This window comes from Neomoorella sulfitireducens, assembly GCF_024733845.1.
GTDB classification, from domain to species: Bacteria; Bacillota; DSM-521; order Neomoorellales; family Neomoorellaceae; genus Neomoorella; species Neomoorella sulfitireducens.
Map to the genome: position 1 here is coordinate 1 of NZ_JANRHG010000018.1, position 14,146 is coordinate 14,146.

17 protein-coding genes, 6 tRNA genes and 1 other RNA gene are annotated in these 14,146 nt (G+C 56.1%); all 24 read left to right on the forward strand.

What is annotated here, in order from left to right; translation table 11 throughout:
- The coding region (locus NWF31_RS13310) for an ACT domain-containing protein (RefSeq protein ID WP_258360999.1) at nucleotides 1-208 on the forward strand (208 nt) is incomplete at its 5' end.
- A gap of 122 nt (nucleotides 209-330) precedes the next feature.
- The gene (gene serS, locus NWF31_RS13315) at nucleotides 331-1,608 is read left to right on the forward strand and encodes a serine--tRNA ligase (protein ID WP_258361000.1); all 1,278 of its coding nucleotides are present in this window, start codon (nucleotides 331-333) and stop codon (nucleotides 1,606-1,608) included.
- 11 nt (nucleotides 1,609-1,619) lie between these two features.
- Complete coding sequence (locus tag NWF31_RS13320; protein WP_258361001.1) at nucleotides 1,620-3,083, forward strand: sensor histidine kinase; 1,464 nt, start codon at nucleotides 1,620-1,622, stop codon at nucleotides 3,081-3,083.
- On the forward strand, nucleotides 3,055-3,720 hold the full coding sequence (locus NWF31_RS13325) for a response regulator (protein WP_258361002.1): 666 nt from the start codon (nucleotides 3,055-3,057) through the stop codon (nucleotides 3,718-3,720). The genes NWF31_RS13320 and NWF31_RS13325 overlap by 29 nt, the downstream gene beginning before the upstream one ends.
- Before the next feature lie 116 nt (nucleotides 3,721-3,836).
- On the forward strand, nucleotides 3,837-4,352 hold the full coding sequence (locus NWF31_RS13330) for a DoxX family membrane protein (protein WP_258361003.1): 516 nt from the start codon (nucleotides 3,837-3,839) through the stop codon (nucleotides 4,350-4,352).
- 138 nt (nucleotides 4,353-4,490) lie between these two features.
- Nucleotides 4,491-4,581: transfer RNA gene (locus NWF31_RS13335), tRNA-Ser, on the forward strand.
- A 20-nt stretch (nucleotides 4,582-4,601) separates the two neighbouring features.
- Nucleotides 4,602-4,696, forward strand: a tRNA-Ser gene (locus NWF31_RS13340).
- Between the two features lie 161 nt (nucleotides 4,697-4,857).
- A tRNA-Arg gene (locus NWF31_RS13345) sits at nucleotides 4,858-4,934 on the forward strand.
- Between the two features lie 12 nt (nucleotides 4,935-4,946).
- Nucleotides 4,947-5,023, forward strand: a tRNA-Arg gene (locus tag NWF31_RS13350).
- A 23-nt stretch (nucleotides 5,024-5,046) separates the two neighbouring features.
- Nucleotides 5,047-5,502, forward strand: a complete 456-nt coding sequence (gene tadA / locus NWF31_RS13355; RefSeq protein WP_258361004.1) for a tRNA adenosine(34) deaminase TadA — start codon at nucleotides 5,047-5,049, stop codon at nucleotides 5,500-5,502.
- A tRNA-Ser gene (locus tag NWF31_RS13360) sits at nucleotides 5,489-5,584 on the forward strand. Before tadA ends, NWF31_RS13360 begins: the two co-directional genes overlap by 14 nt.
- 132 nt (nucleotides 5,585-5,716) lie before the next feature.
- A tRNA-Ser gene (locus NWF31_RS13365) sits at nucleotides 5,717-5,812 on the forward strand.
- A 20-nt stretch (nucleotides 5,813-5,832) separates the two neighbouring features.
- Nucleotides 5,833-6,097: signal recognition particle sRNA large type (gene ffs / locus NWF31_RS13370), an RNA gene on the forward strand.
- Nucleotides 6,098-6,191: 94 nt separating this feature from the next.
- Nucleotides 6,192-7,901 (forward strand): DNA polymerase III subunit gamma/tau, encoded by a 1,710-nt coding sequence (gene dnaX / locus NWF31_RS13375; RefSeq protein WP_258361005.1) that lies wholly within the window; start codon nucleotides 6,192-6,194, stop codon nucleotides 7,899-7,901.
- 20 nt (nucleotides 7,902-7,921) lie between these two features.
- The gene (locus NWF31_RS13380) at nucleotides 7,922-8,236 is read left to right on the forward strand and encodes a YbaB/EbfC family nucleoid-associated protein (protein ID WP_258361006.1); all 315 of its coding nucleotides are present in this window, start codon (nucleotides 7,922-7,924) and stop codon (nucleotides 8,234-8,236) included.
- Nucleotides 8,237-8,238: 2 nt separating this feature from the next.
- On the forward strand, nucleotides 8,239-8,838 hold the full coding sequence (gene recR, locus NWF31_RS13385; RefSeq protein ID WP_258361007.1) for a recombination mediator RecR: 600 nt from the start codon (nucleotides 8,239-8,241) through the stop codon (nucleotides 8,836-8,838).
- Between the two features lie 67 nt (nucleotides 8,839-8,905).
- A complete protein-coding gene (locus NWF31_RS13390; protein ID WP_258361008.1) occupies nucleotides 8,906-9,124 on the forward strand; it encodes a YaaL family protein in 219 nt (72 codons plus the stop codon).
- 68 nt (nucleotides 9,125-9,192) lie between these two features.
- Nucleotides 9,193-9,468 (forward strand): pro-sigmaK processing inhibitor BofA family protein, encoded by a 276-nt coding sequence (locus NWF31_RS13395; protein WP_258361009.1) that lies wholly within the window; start codon nucleotides 9,193-9,195, stop codon nucleotides 9,466-9,468.
- Nucleotides 9,469-9,861: 393 nt separating this feature from the next.
- Nucleotides 9,862-10,353 carry a hypothetical protein gene (locus tag NWF31_RS13400; RefSeq protein ID WP_258361010.1) on the forward strand — a complete coding sequence of 164 codons (492 nt, stop codon included), beginning with the start codon at nucleotides 9,862-9,864 and terminating at the stop codon, nucleotides 10,351-10,353.
- A 27-nt stretch (nucleotides 10,354-10,380) separates the two neighbouring features.
- Nucleotides 10,381-11,472 (forward strand): ferredoxin oxidoreductase, encoded by a 1,092-nt coding sequence (locus NWF31_RS13405; protein WP_258361011.1) that lies wholly within the window; start codon nucleotides 10,381-10,383, stop codon nucleotides 11,470-11,472.
- Between the two features lie 41 nt (nucleotides 11,473-11,513).
- The gene (locus NWF31_RS13410; RefSeq protein ID WP_258361012.1) at nucleotides 11,514-12,302 is read left to right on the forward strand and encodes a thiamine pyrophosphate-dependent enzyme; all 789 of its coding nucleotides are present in this window, start codon (nucleotides 11,514-11,516) and stop codon (nucleotides 12,300-12,302) included.
- Nucleotides 12,292-12,888 (forward strand): 2-oxoacid:ferredoxin oxidoreductase subunit gamma family protein, encoded by a 597-nt coding sequence (locus NWF31_RS13415; protein ID WP_258361013.1) that lies wholly within the window; start codon nucleotides 12,292-12,294, stop codon nucleotides 12,886-12,888. The genes NWF31_RS13410 and NWF31_RS13415 overlap by 11 nt, the downstream gene beginning before the upstream one ends.
- A 72-nt stretch (nucleotides 12,889-12,960) precedes the next feature.
- Complete coding sequence (locus NWF31_RS13420) at nucleotides 12,961-13,266, forward strand: 4Fe-4S dicluster domain-containing protein (RefSeq protein WP_258361014.1); 306 nt, start codon at nucleotides 12,961-12,963, stop codon at nucleotides 13,264-13,266.
- A gap of 253 nt (nucleotides 13,267-13,519) precedes the next feature.
- Entirely contained in the window at nucleotides 13,520-14,131 is a 612-nt protein-coding gene (locus NWF31_RS13425) for a DedA family protein (protein WP_258361015.1), read from the forward strand.
- Nucleotides 14,132-14,146: the final 15 nt, after the last annotated feature.

Sequence of the window (14,146 nt, forward strand, 5' to 3'; positions counted from 1 at the left end):
ACACCTGGACCGGCCGCGGATAATCGGCCCGGTAGGCCTGGCCATAGGGGATCATAAAGTGAATATCGCCGCCATGCAGGTGGGGCGGCAGGAAATAGGCGGCGAAGCCGTCATGCTTATCAGCGTGGATTCCCAGGTGCCACGGGAAGCACTGCAGGCCATCCGCCAGGTGGACGGCGTCCTTGACGTGCGCTATATTTGCCTATAAGTTTTTTACGGGGGCGGTAGCGCCCCTTAATTTTCTTTACGGCATGTTTGCCCCTGGCCTTTAATCGTGGCATAATAATGGCAGGATTATCCACACTAACCTGAAGAAAGGGAAGTGGTATTTTGCTCGACATTAAACAAATTCGCCAGGAACCGGAAAGGGTGGCCGGGGGTCTGGCCCGCCGGGGTTTAGAAGCCGGGCTGGAACACTTTTTGGCCCTTGATGCCCGGCGCCGGAACCTCCTGGTCGAAGCCGAAGGATTGAAGAATAAACGCAACCAGGTATCGGCCGAAGTGGCCCGCCTAAAGAAAAAGGGACAGGACGCCACAGAATTAATTGCCGCCATGCGCGAGGTTGGCGACCGCATTAAAGAACTTGACGCGGCCATTCGCGCTGTGGAAGATGAGCTCCAGCAGGAACTATTAAGGATTCCCAATATACCCCACGATTCTGTGCCCGACGGCTCAAGCGATGCTGATAACAAACCGGTGCGCCACTGGGGCGAATTGCCTCGCTTTGATTTTGAACCACGGCCCCACTGGGAAATAGGAGAACGGCTGGGGATCCTTGATTTTGAGCGCGGCAGCAAGGTGGCAGGGGCGCGTTTTGTCTTCTACCGTGGCGCCGGGGCGCGCCTGGAAAGGGCCCTGATTAATTTTATGCTGGACATCCATACCATTAAGCACGGTTATACAGAGATTTTCCCGCCCTACCTGGTCAACAGCGCCAGCATGCGGGGGACCGGCCAGCTGCCCAAATTTGCTGAGGATATGTTTCACGTTGAGGGGACGGATTATTATTTAATACCGACGGCCGAGGTGCCGGTTACCAATCTATATCAGGGGGAAATCCTGGACGGCGATCAATTACCCATCTATCATGTGGCCTACAGTGCCTGTTTCCGGGCCGAGGCCGGGGCAGCCGGGCGGGATACCAGGGGCCTCATCCGCCAGCACCAGTTTAATAAGGTTGAGCTGGTTAAATTCACCCGCCCGGAGGAATCTTATGAAGAGCTGGAGAAATTAACACGGGATGCGGAAGAAGTCCTGCAGCTCCTGGGCCTTCCCTACCGGGTAGTGGCCCTCTGTGCCGGTGACCTGGGTTTTTCCGCGGCCAAGACCTATGACCTGGAGGTATGGTTACCAAGTGCGAATACTTTCCGGGAAATTTCTTCCTGCAGCAATTTCGAGGATTTCCAGGCCCGGAGGGCCGATATTCGCTTCCGGCCGGGTTCCAAGGAAAAACCCCGTTTTGTCCATACCTTGAACGGCTCCGGGGTGGCCGTGGGCCGGACGGTGGCGGCCATCCTGGAGAATTACCAGCAGGAAGACGGTACGGTGCTTATTCCTAAAGCTTTAAGACCTTATATGGGCGGCCAGGAAGTCATCCGGCCGTTGTAAGGATTAAGGATATGAATCCATCCATCCACTTCCTGACCAGGGAAAACTGGCAGGGGAATTTACTTTTTTTCATTTACGGGCTTTCTTTCTTCCTCATGGGCTTTGGCATCCTCCTCCAGGCCCGGCGGGGGAGCGACCTGCACCTGGGACGGCGTTTGCCATGTTTGGCACTCTTCGGGCTTTCCCACGGGCTGGTTGAGTGGGGATATATCTTTATTCCCACGGCCGCAATAGCCGAAGGCTGGCAGACTTTAAGGGGGGTTGTTTTTAACGGCGGACATGCCCTGCTCCTGGCTTTATCTTACCTCTTTCTACTGGTCTTCGGCGTTGCTCTCCTGGCGGATACCAGGAACTGGCCGGGCTGGATGAGGTTTTTACCCTTTACCTGTTTTGGGGCATGGGTATTGTTTGCAGCCTTTACCTTCCCTTACCGGGAAGGAACGTTTAATGGATGGATGATTCTCATAGAAATCGCGGCACGTTATTTGCTGGCGTTACCGGGATCGGTGTTGAGCGGGCTGGCCATCCTGGCCCAGGGGGAAGAACTGCAACATTTTAAACGCAAATCCCTGCAATTTTTCCTCAACGGATCTGCCACGGCGTTATTTCTTTATGCCCTGGGCGGGGGTTTAATCGTACCGCCGGCATCCTTTTTCCCGGCCAATGTTCTTAATACAGACTTTTTAATGCGACTGGGCCTGCCGGCTCAGGCTTTGCGTATCCTCAGCAGTATACTGGTGGCCTTCTTCATTTTCCGGCTGCTGGACGTTTACGACGTCGAAGAACAACACGAGCAGCAGAAAGCCCGGGAGAGGGAAATGGCCTGGCGGGAAAGGGAAAAAATCCGGCGCGATCTCCATGATGGTGTAATCCAGTCTATATACGGTCTGGCCCTGGGCCTTGAACACTGCCGCGCCTTGCTGGCGGACAACCCGGCGACAGCGGCGACAAGACTCACGACCCTGTCACAGCAGGCGGAAAAGGTCATATCTGACCTGCGGGGATATCTGGCCGGCCTGCGACTGGGTCACGATCTACCGCCCGAGCCGGTCGACCTGGCGAAAAAAGCGGTAGCACACGTGCTCGGCAATGGGGATATAAAGGTTAAATGGCACGTCCAGGGAAACGGGCAGGCTTACCTGGATACCGAACAGCGGGATCACTTTTACTATATGATGGTTGAGATTTTAAGTAATATCCGCCGTCATGCCGGTGCCAGTACTATCTGGGCGGGGATAGATCTGGGGGAAAGGGGTTGCAGGGTCAGGATTAAAGACAACGGTACCGGCTTTGATGCGATTGCCCCCACGGAAGGACAAGGATTGAAGAACATGCAGCAGCGGGCGGTCCTGGCAGGGGGCTGGTTGGAGCTTGAAAGCTCGCCCGGGCGGGGAACAACTGTAACTTTCTGGCTGCCCTATACGGGCGATAACGGGGAGGTAGACTATGGCTATCCGCGTGGTGCTGGTAGATGATCATGCCGTAGTCCGGGAGGGCCTGCGGGCCCTTCTAACCAATGAGAGAGATATTGAGGTGGTTGGAGAAGCCGGGGGCGCCGCCGAGTTAATGGAACTGGTAGATGAAGTGCAACCGGAAGTAGTAGTCATGGACCTCCAGCTGGGAAACGGTCAGAACGGCGTTGAGGCTACCCGCTCTTTATTGCAAAAACGGCCGGACATTAAAGTTGTTATTTTAAGCATGTTTGACGACCGCGAGCTAATCTTTCAAGCCCTGGGGGCGGGCGCCAGGGGCTATGTTTTAAAGAGGGCCGGGGTAGGGGAACTTATCCAGGCAATTCGCCTGGTAGCAAAAGGGGAGGCCTTTCTCGACCCCCAGATTGCCCGGCGGGTTATCGACGGCCTGCAGGATGGTTTGCCGGCAGCCAGGGAAGATGATGCCATGAAGACAGAGTTGACCGACCGGGAAATGGAAGTTCTGCGCCTGGCTGCCGAGGGTTTGACCAATGCGGAGATAGCCAGGCGCCTTTTTATCAGCATAAAAACCGTCCAGGCCCACCGGGCCAACCTGATGCAAAAACTGGGCCTCCACGACCGGGTGGATTTAGTTAAGTATGCTATTAAAAAGGGCATTCTCAAGCTGGAAGACGATTAGTTGTTATTTATAGGGCGTATAACCGAGGAAAGAATCGGGTTGCCGACCTATGGGCTCTTTCACTCCCCGGAGTTATAGTATAAATGCGAACACAATCACGAGAGGGGAGAGAAAGGATGCTCGACTTATTGCGCGACCGGCGTTTTAGCATTGTCTGGACCATTTTACGGGTGTGGCTGGGTTGGCAGTGGCTGGAGGCCGGCCTGCACAAGGTCAGTGATCCCAGGTGGATGCAAACCGGTGAGGCCTTGAAAGGTTATTGGGCTAAAGCGGCCGGTATCCTGCCGGGTAGCACGCCGGCCATCAAGTATGGCTGGTATGAAGCGTTCATTCGTTCTTTACACGACGGCGGTCACTACACCTGGTTTGCCAAGCTGGTAGTATTCGGCGAAATTTTAACTGGTATTGCCCTGATTTTGGGAGTGTTAACAGTATTTGCCCTGTTTATCGGCGCATTCATGAATCTTAATTTTATGCTCGCCGGTTCCGCCAGCACCAACCCGGTATTGTACACGGTGGCCATCATCCTGTTGCTGGCAGGAAGTTCGGCCTACTATTACGGTGTCGACCGGGTGATTTTACCCTACCTGCAGCGCAGAAAGGAAACAAGAGAACCGGTAGTGGAAAGTTAAATAGCTTAAGATATAAAGCCCCGGCGTCTGTATAGATGACCGGGGCTTCAGTTTCCGCGCTATTATCGACATATGTTCGTTTTGTGTTTTAAATTGACAGCAACGGCAAAGGTATGTTATACTATCCTTGCTAGTTGTGGAGGGGTGTCCGAGCGGTTTAAGGAGCTGGTCTTGAAAACCAGTGATGCTCTTACGGGCACCGTGGGTTCGAATCCCACCCCCTCCGCCAGTAACAACGGAAGAAGGCGTGGAGAGATGGCCGAGTAGGTCGAAGGCGATCGCCTGCTAAGCGATTGTACGGGTAAAAACCTGTACCGTGGGTTCGAATCCCACTCTCTCCGCCACAGGAAGCCGGTGCCGCAGGGTACCGGTTTTACTTTTCATTGCGGGGCCGGCGCGCCAGATACGCAGTCTTTTGGCCGGGGCCGGCAGATGTGATCGCGTACCCTTGACTTGCTCCTGCATCTCTGGTACAATTAACACTGCGGTTTGAAAAAGATATATTGCGCCCGTAGCTCAACGGGATAGAGTAACTGGCTACGAACCAGGAGGTTGGGGGTTCGAGTCCCTCCGGGCGCGCCATTTTTTATTCGGGCGTCTGTAGCTCAGGTGGATAGAGCAGCGGTTTCCTAAACCGCGTGCCGGGGGTTCGAGTCCCTCCAGGCGCACCAGCATACCAGCGAGGGGGTCCCATGTGGACCACCATTTCTATATGGGGGAGGCCCTGGCCGAGGCAAAAAAGTCCTTGGCCTTGGGAGAAGTACCCATCGGGGCTGTAGCAGTAGAAGGGCAACGCATCATTGCCCGGGCCGGCAACCGGCGGGAGACATGGGGCGACCCCACGGCCCACGCCGAGATTATAGCCTTAAGGGAAGCGGCACGGGTACGGGGCAACTGGAGGCTTACAGGTATTACTTTGTATGTCACATTGGAACCCTGTCCCATGTGTGCCGGTGCCCTGTTGCAGGCCAGGGTAAAGAGGCTGGTTTATGGCGCCCCGGATTTCCGTGCCGGGGCCGTAGATTCTGTAGTCAACCTGGTGGAGAACCAACGTTTTGACCACCGGGTAGAGGTAATTGCCGGCATCCGTGAGGTGGAGTGCCGGGAATTATTAAAACTTTTTTTCCAGCAGCTGCGGAGAGATGGCTGAGCTGGTTGAAGGCGCTCGACTCGAAATCGAGTAGGCGGCTGAAGAGGTCGCCTCGTGGGTTCGAATCCCACTCTCTCCGCCAGAAAAAGTTAATTAACGGGTGTTGCTGTTATACAAGCCATCCTTTTATAAACGCCATTATATGCTTTCTTGAAACGGCTTGCATTAAGCCGCACTACGCTGTATAATTTTTATATAAACAACAGATTTGCGCGGAGAGATGGCTGAGTTGGTCGAAGGCGCTCGCCTGGAGAGCGAGTAGACGGGTCACAAACTCGTCTCGTGGGTTCGAATCCCACTCTCTCCGCCATTTTAATTTTATAGCTTTGACCGTGCTAGACGGGGAGGTAGCGGTGCCCTGTAGCCCGCAAACCGCTATAGCGGGGTCGAAGTCCCACTGGCGGGCCTGACCTGTGGGGTCCGGCCGGTGTAAGGGGCGAAGAGAGCCGGGTCCTGCGCGACGAGGACTCATGAACCCCGTCAGGTCCGGGAGGAAGCAGCGGTAAGTGAGCCCCCTCGGGTGCCGCGGGAGTGCCTGGTTGGAGTTACCTGCACCGGTAACGCCCGGAGGCCATGTTCAACAGTGGGTGCACGGTCACCTAATGAGAGATGAAGGGATTATTCGAGCGGGGAATAATCCCTTTTTATATATTTAATTAATTTTTTCCTCCCCGGATAAGAAGGTGAGGATGTTGGCCCATTACCAGGCCCTGTACCGGCAATGGCGGCCGCGTACCTTTGCCGAGGTAGTAGGACAGGAACATATTACCCGTACCCTCCTCAATGCCCTGCGTAACCATCGCCTGGTCCACGCCTACCTTTTCTGCGGACCCCGGGGTACCGGGAAAACCAGTACTGCCAAAATCCTGGCCAAAGCCGTCAACTGCCGGTCACCCCGGGAAGGAGAACCGTGCAATGAGTGCGCCAATTGCCGGCGTATCAATGCCGGTAACTCCCTGGATGTCCTGGAAATCGACGCCGCCTCCAACCGGGGCATCGACGAAATCCGGGAATTAATTGAAAAAATTCCCCTTGGTCCGGTAGAGGGCCGTTACAAGGTTTATATTATCGATGAAGTCCACATGCTGACGCCGGAGGCCTTTAATGCCCTGCTGAAAACCCTGGAAGAACCCCCGGCCCACGCCCTGTTTATCCTGGCTACTACCGAGCCGCGTAAAGTACTGCCGACCATTCTTTCCCGCTGCCAGCGTTTTGATTTTCGTCCCCTGACGGCAGCAGCCATCAGCGGGCGCCTGCAGCAGGTGGCGGCGGCTAATAATGTCCGGATTGAGCCGGGGGCCTTGAGCCTTTTGGCCCGCAAGGCTGCCGGCGGTTTACGCGATGCTTTAAGCTTCCTGGACCAGATCCTGTCCGGTGGTAATCAAGAGGTTGTTACGGCCGAGCAGGTGGCCGCGATCCTGGGCACGGCGCAGCTGGATACCCTCCTGGCCATAACTGATTCCCTGGCCGCCGGCGACGGGGCCAATATGCTGCGCCTGGTAGATACGGCCCTGCAAGCAGGAGTAGAACCCCCAAGGCTGCTGGAGGACCTGCTGGAGCATAGCCGCAATCTCCTTCTTTTGCGCATGGATCCCCGGGCCGGTGAGTTTACCGGTCTCCTGCCGGAAGAAGTGGATGAGGTGGCCAGGCAGGCGCAAAAATTTACTCCCCGGCGCCTGCTGGAACTTATGGAACGGCTGCAGGAAGGTGTTGCTGCCCTGCGCTGGAACAGCCAGCCCCGGGTCCTCCTGGAAATGACCCTGGCCGGCTATCTGGTCGAACCCGGACCTTCAATGGAAGACCTGGTACGCCGGTTAGAGGAACTGGAAAAACGCCTTGCCGACCTTGACGGTAACATTACTGCAATAAGGCAGCTGCCTGAAGCAAAAGCAGGGGCAAAATCGGACAGGCCCGCCTTTTACGGCAGTAACCGGCAAGGCCCGGAGGCGGCTGGCCGGAGAAAGGCGGGAGGCATGACTGCGACTGGCAAAGCAGCTGACCATGCCGCCAGCCTCCGGCCGGAAGACCGGCAGCAGGAAAAAGTTACACCTACCGGCGTTCCTTTGTTAGAACTGTTTACCGTCCAGGAACGCTGGCCGGAGGTCCTGGCGGAGGCCCGCCGGGAAAGCGTCCATCTCCAGGCTTATTTACGGGCCGGGGAGCCGGCGTCTGTTACAGGAGATAGCCTGATCCTGGAAGTTAAAACGGATTTTCACCGCGGCATGCTGGAACAGCCGGCCAACCGGCAGAAGGTTGAAACGGTCCTGGCCAGGGTTTTCGGCCTCCCCCTCAAGCTCGTTATTACGGCAGGGAAGCAGGAGGCCAGCGAAGGGGAACAGGACGTATTAGATAAGCTGGTAGAATATTTTGGCCCCGACAAGGTGGAGTTCAAGGATTAAAAAGGAGGACTGTAAAGGCCATGGGTATGAACAATATCAACAAGATGATGAAGCAGATGCAAAAGATGCAGGCCCAGATCGCCAAACTCCAGGACGAGCTGGGAGAGAAGACGGTAGAGGCAGCCGCCGGCGGCGGTGCCGTTGTGGCTACGGCCAACGGGCGCCAGGAAATTGTCAGCATCAAAATTGACCCGGCTGCCGTTGATCCGGAAGATGTAGAGATGCTCCAGGACCTGATCCTGGCTGCCGTCAACGAAGCCCTGCGGCAGTCCCAGGAAATGGTGGCCAGGGAAATGGGCAAAATCACCGGTAATATGCGCCTACCCGGGTTTTAAAGATGTATTACCCGGAACCCCTGAACAAACTGATTGCTGCCCTGGGCAAACTCCCGGGAGTTGGACCAAAGACCGCCCAGCGCCTGGCCTTTTATCTTCTGAACGCCCCGGCGGCAGAGGCGGAAAACCTGGCTGCTGCCATCATTGAAGCCCGCCGGAAGACCCATTATTGCTCTGTGTGCGGTAACCTCACCGACCGCGATCCCTGCCACCTGTGCAGTGATCCGGAACGGGACCGTACCATCATCTGTGTAGTGGAAGAAGCCCGGGATATTGTGGCCCTGGAAAAAACCCATCAGTACCGGGGACTATATCACGTTTTACAGGGGGCCATTTCGCCCGTGGACGGGATAGGCCCGGACCAGCTGAGGGTAAAAGAACTATTACGGCGCCTCCGGGAAGGAAAGGTTAAAGAAGTAGTCCTGGCCACCAACGCCGACGTGGAAGGAGAAGCCACAGCCCTTTATCTTGCCAGGTTGTTAAAGCCCCTGGAGATTAAGGTGACGCGCCTGGCCTACGGCCTGCCGGTGGGTAGCGACCTGGAATACGCCGATGAAATTACCCTGGCCCGGGCCTTCAGCGGTCGCCATGAGATGATATAAAAAAACAGGCAAGAAATTATTCCCAGCTGCATATTTTATAAGCAAATGGCAGTTGGGAGGTGGCCGCATGCAGGACTGGGGCCTGAAGACAGACCTGGAAGCACTGGCCGAAGCTATCAGGGAGGCCCGGGCTGAATGGTGGGCGGCCCAGCGTTTTTTTGCCGAGGTAACGGAACCCGATCTGGTGGATCAGGCCATTTACCGGCTGGAAGCGGCAGAAAGGAAATATATGTACCTGTGGAAGCTGGCCCGTAACCGGCAACAAAAAGACGACCTGCAACTGTAAGCCCCGGCAGAAAAGACGGGGCCAGGTGTGCATGGTCGCCATTAAAAGCCTGTTGAGGAGTGATGCCTGTGGGTAGCGATACCGTACAGCTAGTCCTGGCCGGTATATTCCTGGTCTTCCTATTCTATCTTGTAGGCAGCCTGTTATTAAAACCCTTGAAGCTTATTTTTAAGATTGTTTTTAACTCCCTGTTCGGGCTTCTCCTGCTCTGGGCCTTTAATTTTTTCGGCTCCTATTTTAACTTTTTAATCCCTTTGAACTGGCTCACGGTTTTAATCGCCGGTTTTCTGGGCCTGCCGGGGTTAATCCTGCTGGTTTTTTTGCGCGTGGTCCTGGGGACATGATGACCGGGACGAAATAGGGACGAACCAAGGAGCGGCTTCCGGTATGACAGGGCACCGGGAGAGCGTTAGAGCATTCCCGTCACAATCGATAGCGTGCAGCGCCGGCGGTAGGGTTAAAGCCGGCTATTTTTATTTTTCAGGTAGGACGCGACGAGGTGGGGAATACTTTAAACCCAGGTATGCTATTCCTGCTCGAGTGCATACTAACCACCGGGGTGAAGAAAAGCGCGTATCGTTGAGGTTTACCTGGGCGAGTACGGCAGTGGCAAGTCGGAGAACGCGGTTAACCGGGCCGTTTTTTTACGGGAGCAGGGACGGCAGGTAACCCTGGCCGACCTGGATACGGTAGAGCCGTGCTATACCCTGCGCCCCCTGAAGCACAAGCTGGAAGCCATGGGGATAAAAGTTCTGGCCTGGGAGACGCGGCAGGTGACCGGCTGGGGAGAGGCGGGGACGGTCCTGCACCCGGCCGTCCGTTGGGCCCTGCACCGGGAAGGGGACGTGATCATCGACGCCGGCTACGGCGCGGCCGGGGCCGGCCTGCTGCAATTGCTGGAGGGAGCGGACACCTCCCCCGAACTGCGGGCCCTGGCCGTGATCAATACTGCCCGCCCGGCGACGGCTACGGTTGCGGATATTATCGCCCACGTCCGCTCTTTAGGCCGGGTGGACGGCCTGCTGAACAATACCCACCTGGGGGAAGAGACAACGGTAGACCTCATCCAGGCCGGGGCCAGGAAGGTAACAGCCGCGGCCCGGGAATTAAACCTCCCGGTAGTGGCCACGGCCGTAATGGACGAACTGGCCCCTTATTTAGGCGAGCGCGACGCCTGCGGTAATCCCGTCCGGGTGATCAAGCGGTACATGCCCCTGGCATTCTGGTAAGATTTTTGCAGGAACGGGGTGTAATTTATGGCAACCAGGCCTGTTACGGGTGAGCAACGGGCTTTTATGACCGGCAACGAGGTGGTAGCCTGGGCGGCCCTGGCCGCCGGGGCCGACATCATGTACGGCTATCCCATTACGCCGCAGAATGAAATCATGCACTACTGGACGCGGATGGCACCTAAATATGAACGGGGTTTTCTCCAGACGGAGGATGAAATCTCCGCCGGCTTTGCCACCGTCGGGGGCGTCCTGGCCGGGAAGCGGGCCTTTACGGCTACCGCCGGCCCGGGCAACGTATTGATGCAGGAAGCCATGGCCATGGCCGAGATGATGCGCCTGCCCACGGTAGTGGTGGTAACCCAGCGCGGCGGGCCGTCTACGGCCACGGTCATCTACTCCCAGCAGGAACTCAATCTCACCTGCTTCGGTGGCAATGGCGAGGGTTTGCGGATCGTTTATTCCCCGGCCTCCCACGATGAACTGTTCCTGTATACCATCAAAGCCTTTAACAGCGCCTGGAAATACCGTTTCCCAACTTTTGTCCTGGGGGACGGTTATCAGTCCAAGATGCGGGAGCCGGTAACCATCTTTGCTCCTGAAGCCCGGGGCATTACCATGGAACCATGCCATCCTATGGTAGGCCTGCCGGGCCTGCCGGGGGAAGAACGCGACCCGGCCCACCTGCGCAACACCTATAACCTGGAAGATGAGCTCTACGAGGTGTTGATGGACGCCATAAATGCTTATGAATCTGTGGCGCCGCAGGTGATGGAGTGGGACACCTACGCCGTCGATGACGCCGAGTTGCTGATTATCGCCCACGGGGTTGTTTCCCGGGCCGCCCGGGCGGCCGTCGTTACCCTGCGGGAAAGGGGTTGCAAAGCCGGCTATTTCCGCCCCGTGACCCTGCGGCCCTTCCCGGCGGAACCTTTAAGGCCCCTGGCAGACCGGGCCCGCAACCTCCTGGTGGTAGAATCGGCCTACGGCCAGCTAAAAAGGCATGTCCAGGCCGGCCTTTACGGCATACCTACGCCGGTCACCGGCTACCTGCGGCCGGGAATGGGGATTACGCCGGAAGAGATCGCCCAATGCGCCCTTTCCCTCCTGAAGAACTAGAACGGCCATTACCCACATCTCATTTCGAAGGAGCTGATCTAATGGCCATCGCCGCCCAACCGCAAATGCCCCGGGTCTGGCGGGCGGAAACCAAACCCCACAAGTTTTGCCCCGGCTGCGGCCACGGCATTGTCCTCAAGGCCCTCGGGGAGGCAATCGACGCCCTGGGCATCCAGGAACGCACCATTTTCGGGTGCGACATCGGCTGTTCCCTCCTTTCCTGGGACTTTTTCAACCTGGACACCGTCCAGACCCACCACGGCCGCACCACACCGGTGCTGGTGGGCATCAAGCGGGCGCGGCCGGAACTGGTGGTCGTTTCCTACATGGGCGACGGCGGCGCCTACGCCATCGGTGCCCAGCATCTGGTCAGCAGCGCCGCCCGCAACGACCTGGTGACCATTATCGTGGTCAACAACACCGTCTACGCCATGACCGGCGGCCAGATGGCCCCGACCACCCTGCCGGGCCAGAAGACGGAAACCACTCCCTATGGCCGCGACGCTGGACTCACCGGCCGGCCCATCCTGGGCCCGGAACTGGTGGCGGCCATCGCCCCGCCGGGGGCCTACGTCGCCCGGGGGAGCATCGCCAATATCGTCCAGTTGAAAAACTTTATCCAGAAAGGCCTGCAGAACCAGGTGGAAGGCCGGGGCATCGCCTTTATCGAGGCCCTATCGTCCTGCCCCACCAACTGGCATACCAATGCCGCCGCTACCTGGCGCTTTGTGGAAGAAGAAATGACGGCTTATTTTCCTGTTAGGGAATTCAGGACGCCGGATGAAAAACCGTCCAGCCCCCTCCGGGAGGTGCCGCCCCGTGGATTTTAACCTTAAAATCGCCCTGGCCGGGGAAGGCGGGCAGGGGGTGCAGGCGGTCGCCGAGATCATCACCGAGGCGGCCTACCGGGCCGGCTTCCAGGCCCTGTATATCCCCAATTTCGGTGTCGAGCAGCGGGGCGGCGTTTCGGTGGCCTTTGTCCAGATAAGCAGTGAGCCGGTGAGCGCGCCCAAGTTTACTACCGGCGATATAGTGGTAGCTTTGAGCCCCCGGGCCGTGGAACGGGTACGGCAGTATGTAGGCGACAAAACATTACTGGTGTATGAGGCCGGCCTGGAAGACGACGTGCGGCGGGTTTACGGGGAAGAGCAGAGACGCCTGGCCGTCCCGGCCCTGGCCATAGCCCAGGAGGAAATGCATCCCCGGGTCTTTAACGTCATCATCCTGGGAGTGCTGGTGGGCATAACGGGTTTTGTAAAGGAAGAAGCTGTACAACAGGCCCTGGAACGCCAGCTGGGCCACAAGTTTGCCCGGGACCCGGCCCTCAGGGAATTAAACTACCGCGCCCTGGAACGGGGGTACGATATTGGAAGGGGGAAGCGGGAAGCTGTATACACAAATTTATTTGCCGTATAACCGTTGTTTTGAATGAGACGGGCAATAGGTATTTGCGCCTGCGAAAGGGCTATTTTAAAGGGGCGAAAGCTTGTGAGCGTAGTTTTTAAGGCCATCACCACGGAAAACGGCAAAGGGATTTTTCACCTGTTCCCGGACCTGTGCAAGGGCTGCGGCCTCTGCATTGAGAAGTGCCCTGTAGACACCATCGGCTGGGCTAAACAACTGGGGATCTTCGGCACCCCGGTGGTGGAGCCCGGTCACGGGAAACCCTGCATTGCCTGTAAAAAATGCCAGCTTGTCTGCCCCGATGCCGCCATTTGGATCGAAAGGCGCGACGGCAGGGGCAGATCTGACAGCCTGACGGCTGCCCCGGAAAAGCCTGTCCGGCGTAAGTGAAAGCCGGGCAATACCTCCCCTTTGTTGCTACTGCCCGGCGGTTGCTGCCAGGCGGTTTGTTTTTTATGGTTAAAGGCGAAAGGCTACCGGGAATTTTTTAAAGGGCTTTTTTAAAAAAGGAAGGTACTTGGATTTGGGAGGTAGAATTATAAAGGTAGACTGGGTAGACCGTGGAGTTTAACGGAGCCTGGCAAGTAACAAATAAAATTAAAGAAATGCTACAAGTTATAGATATTTTAAATGGGGTAATACAATGCAAGATATTATTATAGAAATTATTAATCGCTATGGCTATATCGGCGTCTTTTTGCTGATTACTATAGAAAACATTTTCCCGCCAATACCCTCTGAGGTAATCTTAACCTTTGGAGGGTTTATAACCACTTTTAGCAACATGAACGTATGGGGTGTTATCTTATCTGCTACATTGGGGTCGGTTTTAGGAGCAATAGTCTTATATTATCTGGGTCGCGTGCTAAATACCTATCGTCTTGAGCGATTGTTCGGCAGCAAGTTTGGAAGAATGCTGGGCTTAAAAAAAGAGGATGTTAGAAAGGCAGAAAAATGGTTTATAAAATACGGCAATATGGCGGTTTTCTTATGCAGGTTTGTACCGATTGTACGAACTCTAATTTCTATACCGGCGGGAATATCCGGAATGAAATTAAGTGTGTTTTTACCTTTAACAACCCTTGGCACCCTTATCTGGAATACCGTACTCGTTTACCTGGGCAGATTAGCGGGAAATGCCTGGGAAACCATTGCCATGTATGTTAATCTTTATTCAATGCTCGCGGCGGCATCTTTATTACTGGCTGCTTTGTTACTTGGAGTTGTTTTAATAAAGAGGAGATTTATAGAGTAAAGGAGTTTAACGTAA

Coding starts and splice junctions, on each gene's coding strand:
- NWF31_RS13410 (WP_258361012.1), top strand. CDS start 11,514: ATGGCCATCGCCGCCCAACCGCAAATGCCCCGGGTCTGGCGGGCGGAA.
- recR (WP_258361007.1), top strand. CDS start 8,239: ATGTATTACCCGGAACCCCTGAACAAACTGATTGCTGCCCTGGGCAAA.
- NWF31_RS13380 (WP_258361006.1), top strand. CDS start 7,922: ATGGGTATGAACAATATCAACAAGATGATGAAGCAGATGCAAAAGATG.
- NWF31_RS13405 (WP_258361011.1), top strand. CDS start 10,381: ATGGCAACCAGGCCTGTTACGGGTGAGCAACGGGCTTTTATGACCGGC.
- NWF31_RS13320 (WP_258361001.1), top strand. CDS start 1,620: ATGAATCCATCCATCCACTTCCTGACCAGGGAAAACTGGCAGGGGAAT.
- NWF31_RS13400 (WP_258361010.1), top strand. CDS start 9,862: ATGGGGATAAAAGTTCTGGCCTGGGAGACGCGGCAGGTGACCGGCTGG.
- NWF31_RS13390 (WP_258361008.1), top strand. CDS start 8,906: ATGCAGGACTGGGGCCTGAAGACAGACCTGGAAGCACTGGCCGAAGCT.
- NWF31_RS13330 (WP_258361003.1), top strand. CDS start 3,837: ATGCTCGACTTATTGCGCGACCGGCGTTTTAGCATTGTCTGGACCATT.
- dnaX (WP_258361005.1), top strand. CDS start 6,192: ATGTTGGCCCATTACCAGGCCCTGTACCGGCAATGGCGGCCGCGTACC.
- NWF31_RS13425 (WP_258361015.1), top strand. CDS start 13,520: ATGCAAGATATTATTATAGAAATTATTAATCGCTATGGCTATATCGGC.
- NWF31_RS13325 (WP_258361002.1), top strand. CDS start 3,055: ATGGCTATCCGCGTGGTGCTGGTAGATGATCATGCCGTAGTCCGGGAG.